Here is a 21,375-nt window from a genome sequence, read left to right on the forward strand (position 1 = left end):
TGACCCGTCAGCGCGCCGGGTTGGCGTTCACGATGCCCTTGAAGTCGTAAGGGACGACGATCGTCTGCACCTTCCCGGCCGCGACGCCTTCGGCGATCTTCAGCTGGGCCTGCGCGTTCATGTACTCGATCGCCTTGCTGTTGGTGTTCAGCGCGGCGATCCGTTCGGCCTCCTTCTTGGCCGTCTCGACCTCGATCTCCTTGGCGCGCAGCGCGTTCTGCGCCGTCACCACGGCGTTGGCGGACGCGATGATGTCGTCCGCCGGCATCACCGTGCGCACCTGCACCAGCGAGACCGACAGCGCCGTCCCCAGCCCTTCCGACGCCAGCGTCTCCGTCACGATGCGCTTGATCTCGGACTCGATCTTCTGGCGGTTGTCCGCGACGGCCAGGGCCTTGTATTCGCGCACGGCCTTGTAGGCCGCGTTGTTGGCCACCGTGGTCATGTAGCCATGCATCAGGATCCAGTCGCGGTCGTCGCGGCTGAAGGCATGGAAGGTGCGGCTCTTGGTGGTCCAGAGGTCCGACACCGCCGAAGGATTGATCGAGTAGACCAGGGTCATGTCGAAATCCTTGAGCGTGCTGTTGTCGGACGTCAGCGGCTGCTTGTTCTCCAGCGTGACCGCGATGTCGCGGACCGGGAAGGTCAGCACGTCGCCGAACAGCGTCTGGTTGAAGCTGCCGGGCAACAGCTCGGCGCCGCTGATCTGCTTGTCGACGCCGACGCGCAGGCCGACCTCGCCGGTCTCGATGCGGGTGCAGCCGCCGAGCAGCGCCGCCACGGCCAGCATGCCGAGCGACAGGCGCGACGAACGCGCGCGATGGGTGGTGTTCATGTCTTCTTCTCCTCAGAACAGATAGATGGTGAGTGCCGCGAGCGCCAACGCGAGTACCGCGCCGCCGACGGCCCAACGCGCGAGCTGGAACCAGGCCAACGCCTGTCTGCGCGTCATCGAACGCACCCAGACCACCAGGCCCAGACAGGCCAGCCACAACACGATGAGCACCAACCAGGCGCGAATGAGAGCCATGCTTTTTCTCCTCGGCGTGCATTGTGGGACGGCGCACCGCGATCACGCTCGACTCCGTCGGGGGGACACCCCTCGGAGGGAGGACCGCGCGGCGGGGACGCCACATCGGCGTCATCACCTTCGGTCCGCCGGTGGGTGGCGCCAGGACTTGCCTGCTTGCAGCGGAGGCTCCCGCGTGCCGCTGTTCCGCGTTGGCGCGCCGCAACGCGACACCGCTCCGCAGACGAATCGCACTTGCGCGTCCGCGCCGCAATGCGCATCATCCGCGCCCAACTGCTGAAGGCGCCCACGACAGCGCCCGCATGACGGAGATCCCTCTTATGTCCTCCTTGTTCACCTCGACGATCGACTGAACACGGTTCCCGAGCCCCGGCTGAACCGTGTCTGTTCACAGATACGGCCTCAGACCGCGCGGCAAGCAAAGCCCCGCCGCCATTGAGCCGGGGCTTTTGCTTTTCGGAAACCGAATGAGTGCACAACTCCGTTCCCGCGCCCTCCAGGAGGGGCGGGTCAAGGCCCTGCGCCGCATGAAACAAGCCATGACGCTGGTGCTCGAGACGAGCCCCGGTGCGCGCGACCCCGTGGCGCGCGCGATGGCCCAGCGTGGACTGCGTGGCGCAGGCCAACACATCCAGAGCCGCGGCGCGCAACGCCGCGCCGACCGCGTGGCGCTGCAGGCGCTGCTGCGACGAGAGGATTGGGATGAATGAATCCACCGACCTGCGCGCGCAGCTGGCGCAGAGAAACCAGCAGCTGCAAGACGTCGCCGCCCGGCTCAAGACCGAGCTGTTCGGCATCGACGCCATCATCGACCGCGTCATCGATTCGGTGCGGGCCTGGTACGTGCTGCCCGAGCTCGTCTCGCGGCCCGTCATCGTCTGTCTCTGGGGCCTGACGGGCACCGGCAAGACGCAGCTCGTGCGCCGTCTGGCGCAGCTGCTGGGCTTCTACGACCGCTTCGTCGAAGTGCAGATGGACGGCTTCTCCAACGGCGCGAGCATGCGCGGCGCGCAGAGCATCTCGGGCATGCTGGGTCGGTCCGGCGTGCGCGAGGGCGAGCCCGGCATCCTCGCGCTCGACGAGTTCCAGCGCTTCCGCACGATCAACGCCCAGCGCGACGAGGTGCGCGTCGAGCGTTATCAGGACGTCTGGGCGCTGCTCTCCGACGGCCGGCTTCCGCCGGCGCTCTCGCTGCTGGGCGACATCGAATCGTCCCTGGCCGAGGCGGCCTTCGACGCCGAACGCGCCGATGCCGACGACGCGAAGCTGCGCTTCAAGCTCCGCAGCTGGGAGGCGCAGGAGCTGCAGCGCACCCTCAAGCTCGACGAACCGCTGATGGAGATCATGGCCTGGACGCCGGACCAGGTGCAGGCGCGTCTGCGCGAATTCCGCGAGCGCGGCCAGCAGCACTGGGAGACCGACTACAGCCGGCTGCTCGTCTTCGTCTGCGGCAACCTCGACGAGATGTACGAGGACCTCGCCACCAGCGTGGACGACTGCGACAGCGATGCCGACATCTTCCATGCGCTGACCGGCAAGCTCAGCGTGATCGACGTCAAGCAGGCGCTCAATCAGCGCTTCAAGCCGGAGCAGGTGGCGCGGCTGGGCAACGAGCATGTGATCTACCCCTCGCTGTCGCGGCGCGCGTACGAGCAGGTGATCGCGCAGGGCTGTGCGCGATATGTCCGCGAATCGGAGGCGCGCTGCGGCCTGCGCTTCGAGCTGGCCGACAGCGTGCGCGCGCAGATCTACGCGAACGCGGTGTTCCCGGCGCAGGGCACGCGGCCGCTGTTCTCGTCGCTGCACGCGATCCTCGGGACCGGGCTGGCCAAGGCGGCGCTGTGGGCGATCGAGCGCGGTGCCGCGCCTGGCGACGGCGTGAGCCTCAGCGCCGACGGCCGTTGCCTGATCGCGCATTGGCGCGGCGAGTCGGGCACCGTCGCAGAGCCTTTCGAGATCAACCGCCTGCGCCAGCGCACCAACGCCGATTTCCGGGCGCTGCTCGCGGTGCACGAGGCCGGCCACGGCCTGGTCCATGCGCTGCTGTTCGGCATGGCGCCGCGGGAGATCAAGATCCATGTGGCGAGCTTCGAGGGCGGCTACAACTCGTACACGTCCCGCAAGGCGTGGTCGCGCCGGAACCTGCTCGATTCCATCTGCACGAGCCTGGCCGGCCGCGCGGCGGAGCTGCTGGTCTTCGGCGCCGACCTGAGTTCCAGCGGCGCCTCGAGCGACCTGCGCAAGGCCACGCGGACGGCCGCGCGCATGCTCCGCTACCTGGGCCACGGCGACCGCGTCGGCCGCGTCGACGTATCGACGGACAGCGAAGAGCACGTCTGCACCGACGTCGAATCCACCAACGCGGCGATCGAAGCCCTGCTGCGCTCCGAGCACGCGCGCGCCACGGCGCTGATCGATTCGCATCGTGAGGCGCTGCTGGCGCTCGTGGACGAGCTGATCGCCGAGGGACAGGTGACGCCCGAACGCTTCGCGGTCGTGGTGGGGCTGCCGCTGGGCAGGACGGAGGATGCGCTGGATCCCTATGCGGAGAGCCTGGCGGCGTTCCGGGTGGCGGGGCGGATGCCGTCGCGGCATCTCCCCGCCGAGGCAAGACACGAGCAGGTCCTTCCCGCCTTCGCTCTGCCGGCTGCGCAACAGGGATGACCATGGCCCTGGATCTCTACGCTGTCGCAGCGTCGCGAGCCCATCGAGTCGCAGGACGAATGGCTGCTGACGGCATAGACTGCGCCGAGCTTGAACTTCGAGATCCGTCCGTCATGAAAGTCCACGGTTCCTGCCACTGCGGCGCCATCCGATTCACCGGCGACGTCGATCCGACGCAAGTCGTCGTGTGCCATTGCGACGACTGCCAGATCCTGTCCGGCGCGCCGTACCGGGCGGTCATCTCGGCACCGATGGAGACCTTCGAGATCTCCGGCTCGCCAAGGACCTACGTGAAGGTCGCGCAGAGCGGGAACCGGCGCGCGCAGGTGTTCTGTCCCGATTGCGGAACCGCGCTGTACGGCGCGGCGGCGGAGAACCCGACGCATGCGGTGCTTCGGCTCGGTTGCCTGGAAGAGCGCGACCAGCTGCGGCCGTCGCGGCAGATCTGGACGCACTCGGCCGCCGGATGGACGGGCAAGCTCGCCGAGGTGCCCGCTTCGCCGGAGCAGTGACCCGAACACGGAGAGTCCCCCATGCAGATCAGGCGCATGTGGAGACGCCCACATGGCGAATGGAGCGTCACGCAGCAGTCCGCGAGCGGACAGTTCTTCAACGTTGCGTTTGGACGGCGCCAGATCTAGCGCGATTCACTCGGAGTCTTCACCAGCGCCGCTGGGCACGTTGAATTCCAGGCTCCAGCGCCAGACCTTCGACGCCGATGGCGAAGATGCCAGTTCTCGAAGCGCGGCTGGGTGTTGGAACGACCTGCAGCTGGCTCATGACGTCGTTGTGGTGTTGAGTCGGCCGCGCCGGTACGCGAGCGTCAGCAAGACGCCCGCCATGGCCAGGCAGAGAACGACCGACACGAGAGAGCCTTCGGCGCCAAAGGCACCGCCGGACAGCCAAGCGGGGCCAGTCAGTGTGCCGTGGAGCCAGGATTCCCCCGACTGACCGGAGACCGCGATTGAAAAGACGGCACCCTGCACGAAGTTCCAGGCGAAGTGCAGTGCGGTGCACAACCAGATCCGCCGGGTCAGCAGGTAGGCCGCTCCAAACAGCAGACCGAGTTCCAGCCCGAGCAAGACCCCGATCAGTGGCGTCGCTCCCGCATTGCCCAAGTGGGCCAGACCAAAAGCGATGCTGGATACCGCCAGCGCCCAAGCGACGCCAAAGGAACGCTCCAACAGGCGCAAGAGCACGAGCCGAAACAGTAGCTCCTCGATCAGCGCACCGGCTGCAATCTTTGGCACCATGCTCGCCAGCACCGCGCGAAGATCGCCGAGCGTTCCCACTGCCTCCAGCGAATACGCACCCAAGACGGTCAGGATGGCCACGACGCAGGAGAAGAGCAGCCCACCCAGCAGCAAGCCGGCAAGCAGTTCGGCGCCAGCCCCTGAAACGGAAAGCTCCCGCGCGGGTCGTCGTTCCCAGCAACGGACGTAAGTCCAGTACCCGGCGACGAGGACCAGCGCCTTGATCAGATTGCGCCACTCTCGCAGGCTCGGGTCGGGCATCAAGAGTTTCGTGCCGATGTTCGCTGCAATGAAAGGGAGGGCAATGAACAGCAACGCGGCGAGCCAAGTCCCCGCGGTGGATGTGCCAACACGCTGCACCCACGGCGCAACGCTCGTTGGCGACACAACCGCTCCCTGTTGCATACCGGGAAGGTCCATGGTGCGACGCAGAGGCTGCGCGGTGAATCAATGGTTCAGGCACTCTGCCCGATTCGCAGACCGGAACCCACCTCTCGCCGACAGGCTGCAAATTTCCAGGCTTGAACTGCAGCAGTCAGCCTGAAGCGACCCTGCCGCCGCCGCGGCTGGACGTCGAACACACGTCGTGTACAGATCAAGCCTCAGGCAGGAAAGCGCCCGCCGATCTCCCGCATCAGCGCCGTGGCCGCGCCGGTGAGTCCGCGCGCGACGGCACCGTCCCACGCCGCATCGAACGCCCCCGACGGCCCGATCGCCGTCAGCGCCAGCGCCATCTGCGCATCGCTGTCGAAGACCGGCACGGCCAGCGCGCTGACGCCCTCGACGATCCCGCCCACCGAGCGGTGCAGGACCCGGCCGCGGATCTCCGCCAGGGTCGCTGAGAACGCCGGCCACGTCGGCAGTTCACGTGGTCGATCGTGCGGACCGACGCGGGCGAGGTCCGCGGGGCCCTTGCGGCGCGCTTCCGCGAGCATCGCCTTGATCTCCGCCTCCGGCCGGTAGGCCGCGAACAGCGGACCCGACGCGGTGTCCGACAGCGACACCACCGTCCCGTGCCGCATCGTCACGTGCACCGCCGCCGGCGATGCCGCCGTGCGCACGATCGTCGCGCCCTGCGAGCCCCACACCGCGATCGCCACCGTGTGGCCGATCTCCTCGGCCAGCGCCTCCAGCCGCGCCGTCGCCAGTCGGATCGGGTCGATCTGCCGCATGCCGATCAGGCCCATCTCCATCGCCAGCGGGCCCAGGCCGTAGTACCCCGTCGCCGCGTCCTGCCGCATCAGCCCGAGCTTGCAGAAGCTCACCAGGTAAGGATGCGCCTTTGCCGGGCTCATCTCCGCCGCCTGCGACAGCGCCTTCAGCGGCAAAGGCTGGCCGCGCGCCGCCGCAGCCTTCAGCAGGCGGCCGCCCACCTCGATGCTCTGGATGCCGCGCCGGTCCTCCCGGTCGTCACGATCCTCGCGATCCTCCCGGTCGTCACGGTCGTTGGCGTCCGGCCCGTCGTCAGCAATGTCTGGCATGGTCATTTCGCTATTGTTGAACGAATTCAGCGACACAGCTATATTTGCATCCAACAAACGAATTCCGTTTTGTTGAATTTCATCGTGCTTCGACGACCATCGAAGCGCTCCCCGCCTTCCCCCTCAGCCAACGCCCGGGACACGTCATGACCAAGCAGTTCGCCAGCCACGCCGACGTCGAGGAGAAGCAGGTCTCCTTCGTCAAGCTCAGCGACAACGCCTACGCCTACACCGCCGAGGGCGACCCCAACACCGGGATCATCATCGGCGACGACGCAGTGATGGTCATCGACACCCAGGCCACGCCCGTGATGGCCCAGGACGTGATCCGCCGCATCCGCGAGGTCACCGACAAGCCCATCAAGTACGTCGTGATGAGTCACTACCACGCGGTGCGCGTGCTGGGTGCATCGGCGTATGAGCCCGAGCACATCATTGCCAGCCGCGACACCTACGACCTCATCGTCGAGCGCGGCGAGCAGGACAAGGCCAGCGAGATCGGCCGCTTCCCGCGGCTGTTCCGCAATGTCGAATCGGTGCCGGCCGGCCTCACCTGGCCGACGATCACCTTCCAGGGCGCGATGAGCCTCTGGCTCGGTAAGCTCGAGGTCCAGTTGCTGCAGCTCGGGCGCGGGCATACCAAGGGCGACACCGTCGCGTGGCTGCCCGAGCAGAAGATCCTGTTCTCCGGCGATCTGGTCGAGTTCGATGCCACGCCCTATGCCGGCGACGCGTACTTCAGCGATTGGCCGCAGACGCTGGACAACCTCGCCGCGCTCAAGCCAGCTGCGCTGGTGCCCGGCCGCGGTGCCGCGCTGACGACGCCCGAATCCGTCGCGCAGGGACTCGCCGGCACGCGCAGCTTCATCGCCGATCTGCACGCGTCGGTGAAGGCCGGCGTCGCCGCGGGCAAGGAGCTCAACGCCGTCTACAAGGACACCTACGCCGTCATGAAGCAGAAGTACGGCCACTGGGTCATCTTCGACCACTGCATGCCCTTCGACGTCACGCGCTGCTATGACGAGGTCACGCAGTTCCGCGATCCGCGCATCTGGACCGCGCAGCGCGATCAGGAGATGTGGCAGACGCTCGAAGGCTGATGGGCTTCAGCACTGCCACGGCCGCTGGCCCTCACCCCCACCCTCTCCCGCAAGCGGGAGAGGGAGCAAGAGGGCTTCAGCACTGGCTCCGACGCTGACCCTCGCCCCCAACCGCCGCCCTCTCCCGCAAGCGGGAGAGGGAGTTTGAATCGCTGACTGCCGCGATGGAGACCGCCGTGCATGCCACCTCGACCGCGCCGACGTCCGATGTCGACTATCAGCGCGTCGTCTATCCGTACCGTCGCAGCGCGGACCAGGACGCCCATGAGGGCGGCCGGGCCGCGCGCCATCCGGTGGTCGTCGTCGGTGCGGGACCGGTCGGATTGACGGCAGCGATCGACCTCGCGCTGCAGGGTGTGCCCGTCGTGCTGCTCAACAACGACGGGCGGCTCTCCGTGGGATCGCGCGCGCTGTGCTTCGCGAAGCGGACGCTGGAGATCCTCGATCGCCTCGGCTGCGGTCAGCGACTCGTCGACAAGGGCGTCTCCTGGAACGTGGGACGCGTCTTCTTCCGCGACGAGCAGGTCTACCAGTTCAACCTGCTCGCCGAGCCCGGCCACCAGCGACCGGCCTTCGTCAACCTGCAGCAGTACTACGTCGAGGGCTTCCTCGTCGAGCGCGCGCTCGAACTCCCGCTGATCGATCTGCGATGGCACCACGGCGTGACCGGACTGACGCAGCATGACGATCACGTCGCGCTGGAGATCGACACGCCCGAGGGGCCGTACACGCTGCTCGCCGATCACGTCGTCGCCTGCGACGGATCGCGCTCGACGCTGCGCAAGCTGATCGGCGAGGAGAGTCACGGCCGCACCTTCAAGGACCGATTCCTCATCGCCGACGTGCGCATGAACGCGCCCTTCCCCGCCGAGCGCTGGTTCTGGTTCGATCCGCCTTTCCATCCAGGACAGAGCGTGCTGCTGCACCGCCAGCCCGATGGCGTGTGGCGCATCGATTTCCAGCTCGGCTGGGATGCCGATCCCGAGCTCGAGAAACAACCCGAGCGCATCCTGCCGCGCGTGTGCACGCTGATGCGCGAGGCCTCGATCGCCGCGGGCGGCGACGGCGCTGTGCCTGAGATCGAGCTGGTCTGGGCGAGCGTCTACACCTTCGCCTGCATGCGCATGGATCGCTTCCGGCATGGGCGCATCCTGTTCGCGGGCGACGCGGCGCACGGCGTGTCGCCGTTCGGCGCGCGCGGGGCCAACTCCGGCATCCAGGACGCGGACAACCTCGCATGGAAGCTCGCGGCGGTCGTTCAGCGGCGTGCGCCTGACGCGCTGCTCGACACGTATGCCCGAGAGCGTGAGATCGCCGCCGACGAGAACATCCTGAACTCGACGCGCTCGACGGACTTCATTACACCGAAGAGCGACGTCAGTCGGATGTTCCGCGACGCGACGCTGACGCTCGCCAAGGACTTCGACTTCGCGCGCCGGCTGGTCAACAGCGGACGACTCTCCGTCCCGACGGTGCAGTACGGCATGCCTGCCGCGGACGCGCCGATCCGCATCAACGACTGCGACGACTGGCTGCTCCGCCAGATGCGGCCGGGTCGATTCACCTTGCTGGTCTTCCAAGATTCGAACGAGCATGAGCATGAGCATGAGCATGAGCATGAGCATGAGCATGAGCATGAGCATGAGCATGAGTACGAGGACGCCGTCGCAGTAAGTCGGCGTCAACGAGTGCCTGTGGGGCCGGAATGGGGCTTGGGGGTCCAGGAGGGATCCCCCATGCCCCGTGGAGAGCCCGCGCTTGGCGACGCGGGGTCTGGGCTTGAGGCGGTGCTGACGATCCACGTTGATGAGTCGCTCGACGCACACGGGCTGGTCCGCCAGCGCTACGCCGCCGCCCCTGGCGCGGTGGTATTGCTGCGTCCTGACCAGCACATCTGCGCGCGTTGGCGCACGATGCCGGCTGGTGGGGCGATCCGTGCGGCGATGCATAGCGCGCTCGGCCATGATGTCTCTGTGGAGGAGCCTGCCGCATGCCTCTGATCACTGCTCCCAACCTGGATGCTGGCGACGATTTCTATGAAGCGCTGCTGGGCGCGCATCATGGTCTTGACGCCGAGGCGAGCCATGCCTTCAACGCGCGGCTGATCCTGCTGCTCGCGAACCACATCGGCCGGCAGGACGTGTTGCTCGAGGCGCTGTCCGCGGCGGCCCGCGCCACTCCGGTTTCCCCGGTTTCCCCGGTCTCCCCGGCTTCCCAGGCTTCCCCAGTTTCCATCGATGCCCCGACCCCGGGCGCCGCTTCCCCACGAGGACAAGCATGAACGCACCAGAGACCCTCCGCTCGCCCGAGGCGACCGGCCAGGCGCCGAGCGCACTGGACTACCAGAGCGGCTTCGGCAATCAATTCGAGACCGAGTCCGTCCCCGGCGCGTTGCCGAAGGGCCGCAACAGCCCGCAGCGCGCGCCGATGGATCTTTATCCGGAGTTGCTGTCGGGCAGCGCCTTCACCGCACCGCGCGTGGAGAACCGCCGCACCTGGCTGTATCGCCGACAGCCCTCCGTCGTGACCGGCGCGTTCCACGCCTACGAGCAGCCGTTCTGGACCAGCGGCGCGGCAGGCGGTGTCGCGGCGCCGCCGGACCCGCTGCGCTGGCATCCGTTCCCGATGCCCGATGACAACGCGAATGCGCCGGGTGTCGACTTCGTCGACAGCATCAAGACCATCGTCAGCAACGGCGATCCTGACGCGCAGGTCGGCATGGCATCGCTGATCTACGCCTTCAACCGCCCGATGACCCGACGCGCGCTGATGAACGCCGACGGCGAGATGCTGATCGTTCCGCAGGAAGGCGGCCTGCGCCTCACGACCGAGATGGGCCTGCTCGACGTCGTGCCCGGCGAGATCGCGCTGATCCCGCGCGGCGTGAACTTCCGCGTCGAGGCGCTCGATGGTCCGCAGGCCCGCGCACGCGGCTACGTCTGCGAGAACTACGGTGCCGCCTTCCGCCTGCCGGAGCTCGGCCCCATCGGCTCCAACGGCCTGGCGAACCCGCGCGACTTCCTCGCCCCCGTCGCGGCGCACGAGCCCGACGGCGCGCCGTATGAAGTCATCCGCAAGACCGGCGGCGCGCTGTGGCGCAATGCCCAGGCGGTGACGCCCTTCAACGTCGTCGCCTGGCACGGCAACCTGACGCCGCTGAAGTACGACACGAAGGATTTCATGACGATCGGCTCGATCAGCTTCGATCATCCCGATCCGTCGATCTTCACCGTGCTCACCTCGCCGAGTGACACGCCTGGCACGGCCAACTGCGACTTCGTGATTTTCCCGCCGCGCTGGCTGGTGCAGGAGGACACCTTCCGTCCGCCCTGGTACCACCGCAACGTGATGAGCGAGTTCATGGGGCTGATCTACGGCCAGTACGATGCCAAGCCCGAAGGCTTCCGTCCCGGCGGCGCGAGCCTGCACAACTGCCTGGTGCCGCACGGCCCCGATGCCGACGCCTTCGAGGCCGCCAGCACGCGCACGCTGACGCCGCAGAAACTGGACCACACGCTGGCCTTCATGTTCGAGAGCCGCTGGCGCTTCCGTCCGTCCGAGTGGGCGCTCAACGGCGGCGCGCTCGACACGAACTACGCGGCCTGCTGGGGCGCGTTGAAGGACAAGTTCAATCCGAATGCCTCCGAATGACAAGGCCTGACCCCATGACCGACCTCGACCACACCCACGACCCCGCGCTGCGCAGCTGGATCGCCTCCGCCAACACGCCGGACACCGACTTCCCGATCCAGAACCTGCCGCTGGGCATGTTCCGCATGGCCGGCGCGACCGGCTCGTTCCGGCCCGGCACGGCGATCGGCGACCAGGTCCTGGACCTGATCGCCGCCGCCGACCTCGGCGTGCTGTCCGATGGACTCGGCGCCGTGCTGCGCACCTGCGAGGGACTCGGCCTCAATTCGCTGATGGCGATGGGCCCGGATCTGCGCCGGCAGCTGCGCCATGAACTCGTCGCCGCGCTGAACGCGGACGCGGGATCGACGTCCTCCGAGCAGCTCGCGCCAGCGCTCAAGCCGATGACCGACGTCGAGATGACGCTGCCCTGCCGCATCGGCGATTACACCGACTTCTACGCCGGCATCCATCATGCGACGACGGTGGGCAAGCTGTTCCGCCCGGACAATCCGCTGCTGCCGAACTACAAGTGGGTGCCGATCGGGTATCACGGGCGCGTGTCGTCGATCGGGGTCAGCGGGCAGACCTTCCGCCGTCCCGTCGGCCAGACCAAGGCGCCCGATGCCGAGGTGCCGAGCGTCGGTCCGATCAAGCGGCTCGACTACGAGCTGGAGGTCGGCGCACTCGTCGGCACCGGCAATGCGCAGGGCCATCCGATCGCCATCGGCGACGCGGAGCAGCATCTGTTCGGCCTCGTGCTGCTGAACGACTGGTCCGCGCGCGACATCCAGGCCTGGGAGTACCAGCCGCTGGGCCCCTTCCTGTCGAAGAGCTTCGCGACGACCTTGTCGCCGTGGGTGATCACGATGGAGGCGCTGGCGCCGTTCCGTCGCGCCTTCACCCGGCCGGAAGGCGATCCTCAGCCGCTGCCGTACCTCGACGGCGAGGCGAACCGCGATCGGGGCGCGATCTCGATCCGCCTGGAAGTCCATCTGCAGACCCGCGCGATGCGCGACGCCGGCGAGGCGCCTGCGAAGCTGATGGCCTCGGATTTCGCCGACGCCTACTGGACCGTCGCGCAGATGCTCACGCATCACGCGAGCAACGGCTGCAACCTGCAGCCGGGCGACCTGTTCGGGTCGGGGACGATGTCGGGGCCGGAGGCCGGCCAGGGCGGATCGCTGCTGGAGTTGACGAACGGCGGCAAGCAGCCGATCACGCTGCCCAACGGCGAGCAGCGCACCTTCCTGCAGGACGGCGACAGCGTCGCGCTGGTGGGTCGCTGCGAAGCGCCGGGACGTCGCACGATCGGATTCGGACCGTGCGTGGGCACGGTCGTGCCGGCGGTGGCCTGATCCGCCAGATCGGCCGGGTCACACACCGACACACCCTCAGGCGCCCGCTATCGCCCCGCCATCCCGGCGGGTTGTCAGCGGAAGCCGACGGATGACGTCGGATTGAATCCAGTCCGTGCGCATTGCAGACGCACGGGATCGGAGGTTGCCGAAGCGGCGCATGCTCACTCTCCCCAAAGGAATCGACATGCCGCCGACGCGCCTCCTCGCCGTCTCCGCCGCCGCCTGCCTGGCCGCCTCGCCCCTGCTCTCCTTCGCCCAGGTCACCGTCAAGGACGACGGCCAGTGGCGCGCCCTGTTCACCGCCGGAGCCAGTCTCTCGTCGGGCAACAGCGACTCGACGACGGTCAACCTCAGCGGCGAAGCCGTCAAGGCCACGAAGACCGACAAGCTGTCGATCAACGGCCGCGCGCTGTACCTGAAGAACGACGACGACCAGGCCGAGCAGCGCTACGCCTTCGGCACGCACTACCAGCGCGACATCAACGACCGCGTCTTCGGCTTCGGGCAATTCGACGCGCTCAAGGACGAGCCGTCCAACCTGTCGTCGCGACTCTCCGTCGGCACCGGTCTCGGCTATCACGTGATCAAGCAGGACAACGTGACCTGGGACGTCTCCACCGGCGTGGGCTACACCCGCGAGCGCTACGTCGAGCCGTCGATCGTCGACGGCGTGGCGCGCGACCGGTACGCCAACACCGAGCTGCTGTTCGCCGAAGAATCGAACCACAAGATCTCGGACAACACAACGCTCAAGCAGCGCCTGGCCTATCTGCCCGACCTGCGCAACAGCGGCGAATTCCGTGCCACCTTCGACGGCGGCATCTCGGTCGCGATGACCAAGCGGTTCAGCCTGACGGCCACCGTCCAGCACCGCTACGACAGCAATCCCGGCGATGGGCTGAAGAAGAACGACACGCTGTTCATCACCGGCGTGTCGTACCGGATCGATTGATCGAAGACCGTCCGCCTCAACCGAGCAGCGCAATGAGCCGCGTCGCCGCCGGCGGCAGGTAGGCCTGGGCGCGATGCGTCACCACCAGGTGGCGGCGCATCGTCGTCTCTTTCAGCACGACCTCGCGCAGTGATCGAAGCCGCCCAGGCCCTTCGAGGTGGCGGCGCGAGATGAAGCTGAGCAGCCCCGTCTCGGCGATCAGCGCGGGCAGCATCTGCAGCGAGCTGCTCTCCACCTGGACCACCGGCCGCGGCAGGCCGTGCCGGTCGAAGCCGTGATCGAGCCAGTCGCGCGTCGGCGCGCCCGCCGGCTGTAGCACCCAGCGGTATTCGCCGAGCGCCTTCAGGCTCGGTTTCCCCGAGAAGATCGGATGTTTCGCCGAGGCGGCGACGACGACGGCGTCCTCGACCAGCCGCTGCGACACGAAGCCCGCTTCCGCGCGCCGTTCGGTGCCGACGATCAGGTCCAGCTCGCCCGCGCGCAGCATCGGCATCAGCGCGTCGACCAGCGCGACCGTCGTCTTCAGCGTGACCTCGGGCGCCTCCTTCAACAGTCGATTCACCGCCTTGGGCATCAGGAACTGCGCCGCCGTCGGCACGACACCGACGCGGACTTCGCCCGACAGGCCGCGCCCGATGTCGCTCATCTCGCGCTGCGCGTCCTGCGCGTCGAAGCGCAGCTGACGCGCCCAGCGCAGCATCACCTTGCCGGCGGGCGTCAGACGGATGCCGCGCCCCGCGCGCTCGAACAGCGGCGCGCCGGCCGCTTTCTCGAGCCGGCGGATCGCGCCGGTCAGCGCCGGCTGGGTGCGATGCAGGCGTTCGGCCGCCTGGCCGACGTGTTCGAGCTCGGCGATGGTCTCGAAGTAGCGCAGATCACGCAGATCCATAGCAAAAGCCGTGCTGATGAAAACGAAAGAATAATCGATTGGACCGGGGTGGAACGTCCGCCAATACTTGGCCTCGACAGCTTCAAGAACGTCCAGACCCCGGCCTGCGGACCGGGGCGCACACGGAGACAGACCCATGATTCGATCGATGCCCTCGCGCCGGGCGGCCCTCGCCGTTCCGCTGGCCATGCCACTCGCCCTGACGCTGGCCCTGTGGACGACCGCCAGCCTTGCCGCGCCCTATCCGAACAAGCCCATCCGCGTCTACGTGCCCTTCCCTCCCGGCGGCGGCACCGACGTGATCGCCCGCGAGGTCACGCAGGCGGTGGCGACCTCGACCAAGTGGGTCTTCGTCATCGAGAACAAGCCCGGCGCCGGCGGCAACCTCGGCGTGGACGCGGCCGCCAAGTCGGCCAAGGACGGCTACACGCTGGTGCTCGGCCAGAGCAGCAACCTCTCGATCAATCCGTGGCTGTACGCCCGCATGCCCTACGACCCGGCGAAGGACCTCGCGCCCATCGGCCTGGTCGCGCGGGCGCCGCTGGTGCTGGTGACCTCGGCCGATTCGAAGCTGAAGACCATCGCCGACGCCGTGGCTGCCGCGAAGGCCCAGCCGGGCGCGCTGAACTACGCCTCGGCCGGCAACGGCACGGTCGCGCATCTCGCCACCGAGCTGTTCCAGAAGGCCGCCGGCGTGAAGCTCCAGCATGTGCCGTACAAGGGCGTGGGGCAGGCGCTGACCGACGTCGTCAGCGGCAACGTGGACCTGTACATGTCGACCACGCCGTCGCTGCTCGGCCACATCCGCCAGGGCAAGCTGCGGCCGCTCGCGGTGACCTCGGACAAGCGGCTGCCCGAGCTGCCCAACGTGCCGACGCTGGCCGAGTCCGGCTTCAAGGGCGCGGAGTCGGCGACCTGGTTCGGCTTCCTCGCACCGGCCGGCACGCCGCCGGAGATCGTCGCGCGATTGAACAGCGAGTTCACCAAGGCGCTGCAGCAGCCCGCGCTCGTGAAGAAGCTCGGCGACGAAGGCGTCGCCGTCACCGTCAGCACCCCCGACCAGTTCAGCCAGCTCATCCGCCAGGACCTCACCCGCTGGGGCAAGGTCGTCAAGGACGCCGGCATCAAGATCGATTGAAGGAGAGCCCCATGAGTCAAGCCGCCGCATTGCCGAACGCGTTGCCAGACGCGAGGCAGAACGTGACGCCGACCGCGACCCAGAACACGACGCCCGACGCGCTGCCGGACGTGATCCGGGACATCGAACGCACGCCCGCGGAGGTCGTGGCACGCGCCGCCGCCTATCCCTCGTCCATCCTGGCCGACGTCGCGGGACGCCGCGGCGCGTTGCACGGGCGCATCCAGGGGCTGTCCCCGTCGATGCGCTTCGCGGGCACCGCCCTCACCGTCGAGGTGCGGCCGGGCGACAACCTCATGATCCACGCCGCCATGGCGTTGGCGCAGCCGGGCGACGTGCTCGTCGTCGACGGCAAGGGCGACCTGTCGAGCGCGCTGATGGGCGAGATCATGTCGCAGCAATGCGTGGCGCTGGGCATCGCGGCCGTCGTGATCGACGGCGCCGTGCGCGACAGCGAGGCGATCCGTGCGCTCGGCTTCCCGATGTTCGCCGCGGGCTTGAATCCCAACGGGCCGACGAAGTCGGTCTCCGGCCGCTTGAACCATCCCGTCTCCATCGGCGGCGTGACGGTGCATCCGGGCGATCTGGTCGTCGGCGATGCCGACGGCGTCACCGTGGTCGAGCGCGCCAGGGCCGCGTCGCTGCTGCCGCTCGCCGAAGCGAAGGTCGCCGCCGAGACGGCCCGCATCGCGGGCATCCGCGATCGCGTGGCGTTGCGGCCGGTCTGGCTCGACGGCGCGTTGCGCGCCGCGGGCGTGATCAAGGACGGAGAGACGCTGTGAGCCGTCCCGTCCTGCTGGTGACCGGCGCGGACCTGGCGCCGCAGGCGCTCGCGCTGCTGTCGGACTTCGAGGTGACCTACGCCGGCAGGACGCCCAGCGAGGACGACATCGTCGACCTCTGCCGCGCACGCAATCCGACGGCGATCATCGTGCGCTACAGCAAGGTCGGAGCGGCGGCGATCGAAGCGGCGCCGGCCTTGAAGGTGATCTCCAAGCACGGCAGTGGCACGGACACGATCGACAAGGCGGCCGCCGCCGCGCGCGGCATCCACGTGGTGGCCGCGGTCGGCGCCAATGCGGCGGCCGTGGCCGAGCAGGCGATGGCGCTGTTGCTGGCCTGTGCGAAATCGGTCGTGGCGCTGGACGCGCGCATGCGCGACGGGCACTGGGACAAGGCGACGCACAAGAGCATCGAGCTGGAGGGGCGCACGGTGGGTCTCGTCGGCCTCGGCGCGATCGGGCAACGCTTCGCGCGGATGGCCGACGCGATGGGCATGCGCGTGATCGGATCCGATCCGTTCGCGAAGGAACTGCCCCCGTTCATCGAGCGCGTCGCGCTGGATCAGCTCTGGCGCGAGGCCGACGTGATCTCGTTGCACTGTCCGCTGACGGCGGACAACGCGGGGCTGCTCGACGCGGGCACGCTCGCGGCGTGCAGACGTGGCGTGATCCTGGTCAACACGGCGCGCGGCGGCTTGATCGACGAGGCCGCGTTGCTCGAGGCCGTCCGCAGCGGACAGGTGGCCGGTGCCGGCCTCGACAGCTTCGCGATCGAGCCGATGCCGGTGGACCATCCGTTCATTCACGAACCGCGCATCCTGCTCAGTCCGCACATCGGCGGCGTCACCGCCGACGCCTACGTGAAGATGGGCATGGCCGCGGCGCGCAACGTGCTTGCCGCGCTCGCGAGCTGACAGGCTGATGGCCTGATGGGCCACCCCATCGGAGCAGGGCTCAAAAAGCACTGAGGGGCTCGCGCCCCTCAGTCTTCCGTTCAGCGTTCCATCTGACGGCCAGGACCGTCGTTGCGGCGCGGCGGATCCACCGCGCGCGGAGGTTCCGCGGCCCGCGGCGGCTCGGCCCGCGGGGCGGGACGCGGCGCCTCGACGCGCGGCTGAGGCTGCGGCGGCATCGGGCGCGGCGCTTCGACGCGAGGCTGCTCCACACGTGGCTGCTCCACGCGCGGTTGCTCGAACCGAGGTTGCTGCGGACGCTCGAAACGAGGCTGCTCCGCACGGGGCTGCTCGAAGCGCGGTTGTTCAACACGAGGCTGCTCGAACCGTGGGTGCTCCACACGCGGCTGCTCGACACGATCGGGGCCACGATGGCGCCAGTCGCTCCGATCGCGATCGCCATCGCGGCGCTCCGACGGACGTTGCACGTCGGGACCACGCTGCGGCACCACCGTCTGCGCGGGCGGCGTCTGCTGCGCCTGCGGCAGCTGCGGCCGCACCGTGGCGATGTCGGGCTCGGGGCGGATCACGCCGCGGACGGGGCGGCTCTCGCCGGGTCTTGCATCATTCGGCGCGTCCGGGCGACCGTCGCCGTTCCGGTCCATGAAGGGACGGCTTTCGTTCCGGCCATCGTTGCGACCGTCATTCCGTCCGCCATTGCGACCGTCGTTGGGGCCATCCGGCCGGCCGTCGTGATTGCGGTCCACGAATGCACGTCCGTCGTTGCGCCCGTCATTGCGGCCATCGGGGCGGCCATCAGGGCGGCCATCCGGACGACCATCGGCCTGCCCGATCGGACGCGGCGGCCACGCGCGCTGCGGCTGCAGCGCAGTCGCCGGCAGCGGCGCCGACACAGGGCGCTGCGTGTAGAGCGCGCCGTGGTCGCGCTCGTTCCGATAGGCCGGCGGACGCTGGCCCGGCCGCACGACGGTGGCCGGATTCGCATCCGGATTCACGCGGCGCCAGTAGGCCTGGCTGTGGCGGAAGCCCGGGGTCCAGGCCTCGCGCGGCGCCAGCGGCACCCAGCTGCCGTAGCGCGGCGGCGGCGGACGCCGGCCTCCCCCCACGACAACGCCGATCGAGATCCCCGGCCCCACCCCGCCGACCAGCGCCGGCGCATACGCGGGACGACGCACATACGGTCCCGGCACCCAGCACCAGCGGTCGCGCCAGTAGGCCCAGCGGCCGTAATGGAACGGGGCGAAGCCCCAGGGCATGTCGTCCACCCAGGTGTAGCCCCAGCGCGCGCTCCACATCCAGCGGCCGTAGCGGTACGGCGCCCAGTCGGCGACGACCACCTGCGGCACCCACACGGCACCGTAATCCGAGCTCTGTTCCCAGGCGCCGTAGCGCGCCAGATCTTCAGCGCCGGTCATCTCCGGCGACACGTAGGGCACGCTCGTGCCGCTGCCCACCAGCGGCTGGACCGCGTCGCGGCTGTCCTCCAGCATCAGGCGCGCGAAGCCGTCCTGCTGCAGCGGCTGGCGCTCGGTGCGCGGGCCGTTGTCCCACCAGAATTCGGCCTGTTCATTCGTTCCCAGCCAGACCGGCTGCGCGTCGGTCGCGCGCGAGTCGAAGCGCAGCTTGCCCTGCCAGGCCTGCGCCTCGCTGCCGCGATCCAGCTGCGTCACGCGGTACAGGCCCTCGCGCTCGAAGCCGAAGCGACCTTCCAGCGTGCGCACCGTCCATTCGTCGGCCGACTCCTGGCCCCGCACCCGCAGACCGACCGCGCCCTTCACGATCTGCACCGCGATGCGGTTGTCGGCGAGCGCGTTGAACTCGATCTCGCTGCGCTGGTCGATCCAGAGCGTGGACGTGCCGATCGTGATCGTCGCGCCGCTGCCGTCGTCGGAACGCAGCCGATCGCCTTCGCCGATGCTCTGGTTGCGGTGCATCTGCACCCATTCGCGTTCATCGGCGTCGTACAGCCACACCGAACCCGCCAGATCGGCCAGCCGCCCCGCGCGCGACGGGGCGTCCGCCATCGCCGGGCCATGGGCCAGCAACGCCACCAGCGCGACCAGCACCAGCGAGGTCGCCATCCACCAGCGTGACAGTGCCCCGCGACCCCGCGCACGCGCCAGCCCGGTGGTCGTCCGTCGGAACGACGAGCGCTCCGGCAGACGATCTGGTGAACGATTCAGCGAACGGGTCATCGAGTCTGTCATGGCCTTGAGCCTCCACCGGTGTCCGGAGGAATGCGGGACGCGGAGCTCCGCGATCGTTTCTTAACGCTTTGGCGACGTCCTGGTGCACGCCTGCTTACAACTTGACGCCCTGTTGCGCGGAGGTCAAGCGGACGGCGTATGTCCATCCGATATGCCCATCCGGTCCGAGCATGCGCCACCAGACGCTCGCAACAGGTTCTGACCGTGCTCCGGCACCCGGCGCGCCCGGCACTGCGCCGGGTCAATCGTCGGTGTTCGGGTCCAGGCCCGGGAACAGGATCTCGGTGAAACCGAAGCGGCTGAAGTCCTTGATGCGCATCGGATACAGCGTTCCGACCAGGTGATCGCATTCGTGCTGGACAACGCGGGCGTGGAAGCCCTCGGCCTCGCGGTCGATCAGGCTGCCGAAGGCGTCGAAGCCCCGGTACCGGATGCGGCTCAGCCGAGGCACGACGCCGCGCAGCCCCGGCACCGACAGGCAGCCTTCCCAGCCCTCTTCCATCTCGTCGGACAGCGGCTCGATGGTCGGGTTGATCAGCACCGTCATCGGCACCGGCGGCGCCTCCGGATAACGCTCGTTGCGTTGGAAACCGAAGACGACGACCTGCAGGTCCACGCCGATCTGCGGCGCGGCCAGGCCGGCGCCGTTGGCGGCCTTCATCGTGTCGAACATGTCCTCGAGCAGCTGCTTCAGCTCCGGCGTGTCGAAGTCCTCCACCGGCTTGGCGTGGCGCAGCAGGCGCGGGTCGCCCATCTTCAGGATGTCTCGAACAGCCATGGCGGTTTCCTTGTGCGGTGGCTTCCGGGGGGAAGCGTGGCGGGTCATGCAGGCGACGGCGGCCAGGGGCGCCATCACGTAATCTGGGGACCATTCTAAGAACCCGATCCGGAGACTGCCCGTGAGCGCCACCACCGCCCTGCCCTCAGCCCCGGCATCACTGCCGGCCTACCTGGAACCACTGGGTCCCGGCGTCTTCGCCATCGACACGGCCTTCCAGCGCGACCACTTCGACGCGGCTTTCCTGATCGTGGACGGTGGACGCGCGGCCTTCATCGACACGGGCACGCGGCTGGCGCTGCCGCGGCTGCTCGGCGCGCTGGAAGCGCTCGGCGTGCCGCGCGACGCCGTGGACTGGGTGATCCCGACCCATGTGCATCTGGACCACGCCGGCGGCGTCGGTCCGCTGATGGCGGAACTCCCGTCGGCGACGCTGCTGGTGCATCCGCGCGGACTGCGGCACATGGTCGATCCGTCCGCGCTGTGGGCCGGTGCGCTCGCGGTCTACGGCGAGGCGGAGATGCGCCGCTCCTACGGCGAGCTGGTGGGCGTCCCGGAATCGCGCGCGCGGGCGAGCAGCGATGAGCAGCGCGTCACCGTGGGCGCGCGCCCGCTGCGGCTGATCGACACGCCGGGGCACGCGCGCCACCACCACTGCGTGTGGGACGAGACGAGCGGCGGCTGGTTCACCGGCGACACCTTCGGCTTGTCGTATCGCGAGTTCGACGATCCCGAACGCGGCGCGTGGATCATGCCGACCAGCACGCCGGTGCAGTTCGAGCCGGACGCGCTGCGCGCTTCGATCGCGCGGATGATGGCGACGCGGCCGTCGCGCATGTACCTGACGCACTACAGCGTCGTCGGCCGCGATGCGGCGGACGTCGAGCGCCTCGCCGCGCTGCTGGTCGCGCAGATCGACGAGATGGAAGCGATCGCGTTGCGGCTGAAGGACGCGCCGGATCGCAACGCCGCGCTCAAGCGCGAGCTGCTCGCGCTGTACCAGCGCCGCGCCATCGCGCACTGCGGCGAGCGCATGCCGCCGACGCGTGTGGCCGCGCTGCTGGCGATGGACGTCGAGCTCAATGCCCAGGGGCTGGGGATCTGGCTGGACCGCCAGCGCTGATCTTTCGATTTGATTTCATCGAAAGGCATTTTCTAGGTATCAACGATCTTCGAAATTATTCGAAAGCATTCGT

General features: G+C 68.6%; 20 protein-coding genes. 13 read left to right on the top strand and 7 right to left on the bottom strand.

Translation table 11 applies throughout. The features are described 5' to 3' along the window. Positions 1–7: 7 nt before the first annotated feature. Together AC07PR_RS21625 and AC07PR_RS21630 are read right to left on the bottom strand one after the other, a co-directional pair. Positions 8–835 (bottom strand): SPFH domain-containing protein, encoded by an 828-nt coding sequence (locus AC07PR_RS21625; RefSeq protein ID WP_377156703.1) that lies wholly within the window; start codon positions 833–835, stop codon positions 8–10. Between the two features lie 12 nt (positions 836–847). Beyond that, complete coding sequence (locus AC07PR_RS21630; protein WP_377156706.1) at positions 848–1,030, bottom strand: hypothetical protein; 183 nt, start codon at positions 1,028–1,030, stop codon at positions 848–850. 527 nt (positions 1,031–1,557) lie between these two features. On the opposite strand from AC07PR_RS21630, the gene AC07PR_RS21635 reads away from it, so the two are divergent. The 3 genes from AC07PR_RS21635 (at position 1,558) to AC07PR_RS21645 (ending at position 4,206) form a co-directional block, all read left to right on the top strand. Then, positions 1,558–1,740 (top strand): hypothetical protein, encoded by a 183-nt coding sequence (locus AC07PR_RS21635; RefSeq protein ID WP_331613886.1) that lies wholly within the window; start codon positions 1,558–1,560, stop codon positions 1,738–1,740. Then, complete coding sequence (locus AC07PR_RS21640) at positions 1,733–3,694, top strand: AAA family ATPase (protein ID WP_495136516.1); 1,962 nt, start codon at positions 1,733–1,735, stop codon at positions 3,692–3,694. The genes AC07PR_RS21635 and AC07PR_RS21640 overlap by 8 nt, the downstream gene beginning before the upstream one ends. 113 nt (positions 3,695–3,807) lie before the next feature. Beyond that, positions 3,808–4,206 (top strand): GFA family protein, encoded by a 399-nt coding sequence (locus AC07PR_RS21645; protein WP_483105471.1) that lies wholly within the window; start codon positions 3,808–3,810, stop codon positions 4,204–4,206. A gap of 264 nt (positions 4,207–4,470) precedes the next feature. Here the strand turns inward: AC07PR_RS21645 and AC07PR_RS21650 are convergent, their stop codons facing one another. Both AC07PR_RS21650 and AC07PR_RS21655 read right to left on the bottom strand, forming a co-directional pair. Then, positions 4,471–5,262 (bottom strand): CPBP family glutamic-type intramembrane protease, encoded by a 792-nt coding sequence (locus AC07PR_RS21650; RefSeq protein WP_495136517.1) that lies wholly within the window; start codon positions 5,260–5,262, stop codon positions 4,471–4,473. A gap of 287 nt (positions 5,263–5,549) precedes the next feature. Then, a complete protein-coding gene (locus AC07PR_RS21655; protein WP_495136518.1) occupies positions 5,550–6,428 on the bottom strand; it encodes an IclR family transcriptional regulator in 879 nt (292 codons plus the stop codon). 146 nt (positions 6,429–6,574) lie between these two features. On the opposite strand from AC07PR_RS21655, the gene AC07PR_RS21660 reads away from it, so the two are divergent. The 6 genes from AC07PR_RS21660 to AC07PR_RS21685 all read left to right on the top strand — a co-directional run bounded on the left by AC07PR_RS21660 (position 6,575) and on the right by AC07PR_RS21685 (position 13,471). Beyond that, positions 6,575–7,528, top strand: coding sequence for an MBL fold metallo-hydrolase (locus tag AC07PR_RS21660; RefSeq protein WP_377156719.1), 954 nt, complete (start codon positions 6,575–6,577; stop codon positions 7,526–7,528). 176 nt (positions 7,529–7,704) lie between these two features. After that, positions 7,705–9,528, top strand: coding sequence for an FAD-dependent oxidoreductase (locus AC07PR_RS21665; RefSeq protein ID WP_495136519.1), 1,824 nt, complete (start codon positions 7,705–7,707; stop codon positions 9,526–9,528). Continuing rightward, a complete protein-coding gene (locus AC07PR_RS21670) occupies positions 9,519–9,809 on the top strand; it encodes a DUF2783 domain-containing protein (RefSeq protein WP_495136520.1) in 291 nt (96 codons plus the stop codon). Before AC07PR_RS21665 ends, AC07PR_RS21670 begins: the two co-directional genes overlap by 10 nt. Further along, positions 9,806–11,179, top strand: a complete 1,374-nt coding sequence (hmgA, locus tag AC07PR_RS21675) for a homogentisate 1,2-dioxygenase (RefSeq protein WP_377156725.1) — start codon at positions 9,806–9,808, stop codon at positions 11,177–11,179. Before AC07PR_RS21670 ends, hmgA begins: the two co-directional genes overlap by 4 nt. Before the next feature lie 14 nt (positions 11,180–11,193). After that, on the top strand, positions 11,194–12,516 hold the full coding sequence (gene fahA, locus AC07PR_RS21680) for a fumarylacetoacetase (RefSeq protein WP_483105464.1): 1,323 nt from the start codon (positions 11,194–11,196) through the stop codon (positions 12,514–12,516). A gap of 187 nt (positions 12,517–12,703) precedes the next feature. Beyond that, positions 12,704–13,471: a DUF481 domain-containing protein gene (locus tag AC07PR_RS21685; RefSeq protein ID WP_377156729.1), complete on the top strand. Its 768-nt coding sequence runs from the start codon at positions 12,704–12,706 to the stop codon at positions 13,469–13,471. Positions 13,472–13,487: 16 nt separating this feature from the next. On the opposite strand, the gene AC07PR_RS21690 is transcribed toward AC07PR_RS21685, so the two are convergent. Next, positions 13,488–14,360, bottom strand: a complete 873-nt coding sequence (locus AC07PR_RS21690; RefSeq protein WP_495136521.1) for a LysR family transcriptional regulator — start codon at positions 14,358–14,360, stop codon at positions 13,488–13,490. A 136-nt stretch (positions 14,361–14,496) separates the two neighbouring features. On the opposite strand from AC07PR_RS21690, the gene AC07PR_RS21695 reads away from it, so the two are divergent. The 3 genes from AC07PR_RS21695 to AC07PR_RS21705 are packed head-to-tail and all read left to right on the top strand — an operon-like array spanning position 14,497 to position 17,194. After that, positions 14,497–15,498: a Bug family tripartite tricarboxylate transporter substrate binding protein gene (locus tag AC07PR_RS21695; protein WP_495136522.1), complete on the top strand. Its 1,002-nt coding sequence runs from the start codon at positions 14,497–14,499 to the stop codon at positions 15,496–15,498. 11 nt (positions 15,499–15,509) lie between these two features. Continuing rightward, on the top strand, positions 15,510–16,280 hold the full coding sequence (locus AC07PR_RS21700; protein ID WP_495136523.1) for an RraA family protein: 771 nt from the start codon (positions 15,510–15,512) through the stop codon (positions 16,278–16,280). After that, positions 16,277–17,194, top strand: a complete 918-nt coding sequence (locus tag AC07PR_RS21705) for an NAD(P)-dependent oxidoreductase (protein WP_495136524.1) — start codon at positions 16,277–16,279, stop codon at positions 17,192–17,194. The genes AC07PR_RS21700 and AC07PR_RS21705 overlap by 4 nt, the downstream gene beginning before the upstream one ends. Before the next feature lie 80 nt (positions 17,195–17,274). Here AC07PR_RS21705 and AC07PR_RS21710 read toward each other — a convergent pair whose 3' ends face one another. Further along, positions 17,275–19,389 (bottom strand): DUF6600 domain-containing protein, encoded by a 2,115-nt coding sequence (locus AC07PR_RS21710; RefSeq protein ID WP_495136525.1) that lies wholly within the window; start codon positions 19,387–19,389, stop codon positions 17,275–17,277. Between the two features lie 253 nt (positions 19,390–19,642). Beyond that, positions 19,643–20,179: a peptide deformylase gene (gene def, locus AC07PR_RS21715; RefSeq protein ID WP_377156738.1), complete on the bottom strand. Its 537-nt coding sequence runs from the start codon at positions 20,177–20,179 to the stop codon at positions 19,643–19,645. Positions 20,180–20,300: 121 nt separating this feature from the next. On the opposite strand from def, the gene AC07PR_RS21720 reads away from it, so the two are divergent. Further along, the gene (locus AC07PR_RS21720; protein ID WP_495136526.1) at positions 20,301–21,302 is read left to right on the top strand and encodes an MBL fold metallo-hydrolase; all 1,002 of its coding nucleotides are present in this window, start codon (positions 20,301–20,303) and stop codon (positions 21,300–21,302) included. Positions 21,303–21,375: the final 73 nt, after the last annotated feature.

Source organism: Roseateles sp. GW821-FHT09H11, assembly GCF_059415845.1.

What these genes read in the sequence shown, in the direction of transcription:
- AC07PR_RS21625 (WP_377156703.1), bottom strand. Translation starts at nt 835, where the DNA reads ATGAACACCACCCATCGCGCGCGTTCGTCGCGCCTGTCGCTCGGCATG.
- AC07PR_RS21630 (WP_377156706.1), bottom strand. Translation starts at nt 1,030, where the DNA reads ATGGCTCTCATTCGCGCCTGGTTGGTGCTCATCGTGTTGTGGCTGGCC.
- AC07PR_RS21635 (WP_331613886.1), top strand. Translation starts at nt 1,558, where the DNA reads ATGAAACAAGCCATGACGCTGGTGCTCGAGACGAGCCCCGGTGCGCGC.
- AC07PR_RS21640 (WP_495136516.1), top strand. Translation starts at nt 1,733, where the DNA reads ATGAATGAATCCACCGACCTGCGCGCGCAGCTGGCGCAGAGAAACCAG.
- AC07PR_RS21645 (WP_483105471.1), top strand. Translation starts at nt 3,808, where the DNA reads ATGAAAGTCCACGGTTCCTGCCACTGCGGCGCCATCCGATTCACCGGC.
- AC07PR_RS21655 (WP_495136518.1), bottom strand. Translation starts at nt 6,428, where the DNA reads ATGCCAGACATTGCTGACGACGGGCCGGACGCCAACGACCGTGACGAC.
- AC07PR_RS21660 (WP_377156719.1), top strand. Translation starts at nt 6,575, where the DNA reads ATGACCAAGCAGTTCGCCAGCCACGCCGACGTCGAGGAGAAGCAGGTC.
- AC07PR_RS21670 (WP_495136520.1), top strand. Translation starts at nt 9,519, where the DNA reads ATGCCTCTGATCACTGCTCCCAACCTGGATGCTGGCGACGATTTCTAT.
- hmgA (WP_377156725.1), top strand. Translation starts at nt 9,806, where the DNA reads ATGAACGCACCAGAGACCCTCCGCTCGCCCGAGGCGACCGGCCAGGCG.
- fahA (WP_483105464.1), top strand. Translation starts at nt 11,194, where the DNA reads ATGACCGACCTCGACCACACCCACGACCCCGCGCTGCGCAGCTGGATC.
- AC07PR_RS21685 (WP_377156729.1), top strand. Translation starts at nt 12,704, where the DNA reads ATGCCGCCGACGCGCCTCCTCGCCGTCTCCGCCGCCGCCTGCCTGGCC.
- AC07PR_RS21690 (WP_495136521.1), bottom strand. Translation starts at nt 14,360, where the DNA reads ATGGATCTGCGTGATCTGCGCTACTTCGAGACCATCGCCGAGCTCGAA.
- AC07PR_RS21695 (WP_495136522.1), top strand. Translation starts at nt 14,497, where the DNA reads ATGATTCGATCGATGCCCTCGCGCCGGGCGGCCCTCGCCGTTCCGCTG.
- AC07PR_RS21700 (WP_495136523.1), top strand. Translation starts at nt 15,510, where the DNA reads ATGAGTCAAGCCGCCGCATTGCCGAACGCGTTGCCAGACGCGAGGCAG.
- AC07PR_RS21710 (WP_495136525.1), bottom strand. Translation starts at nt 19,389, where the DNA reads ATGACCCGTTCGCTGAATCGTTCACCAGATCGTCTGCCGGAGCGCTCG.
- def (WP_377156738.1), bottom strand. Translation starts at nt 20,179, where the DNA reads ATGGCTGTTCGAGACATCCTGAAGATGGGCGACCCGCGCCTGCTGCGC.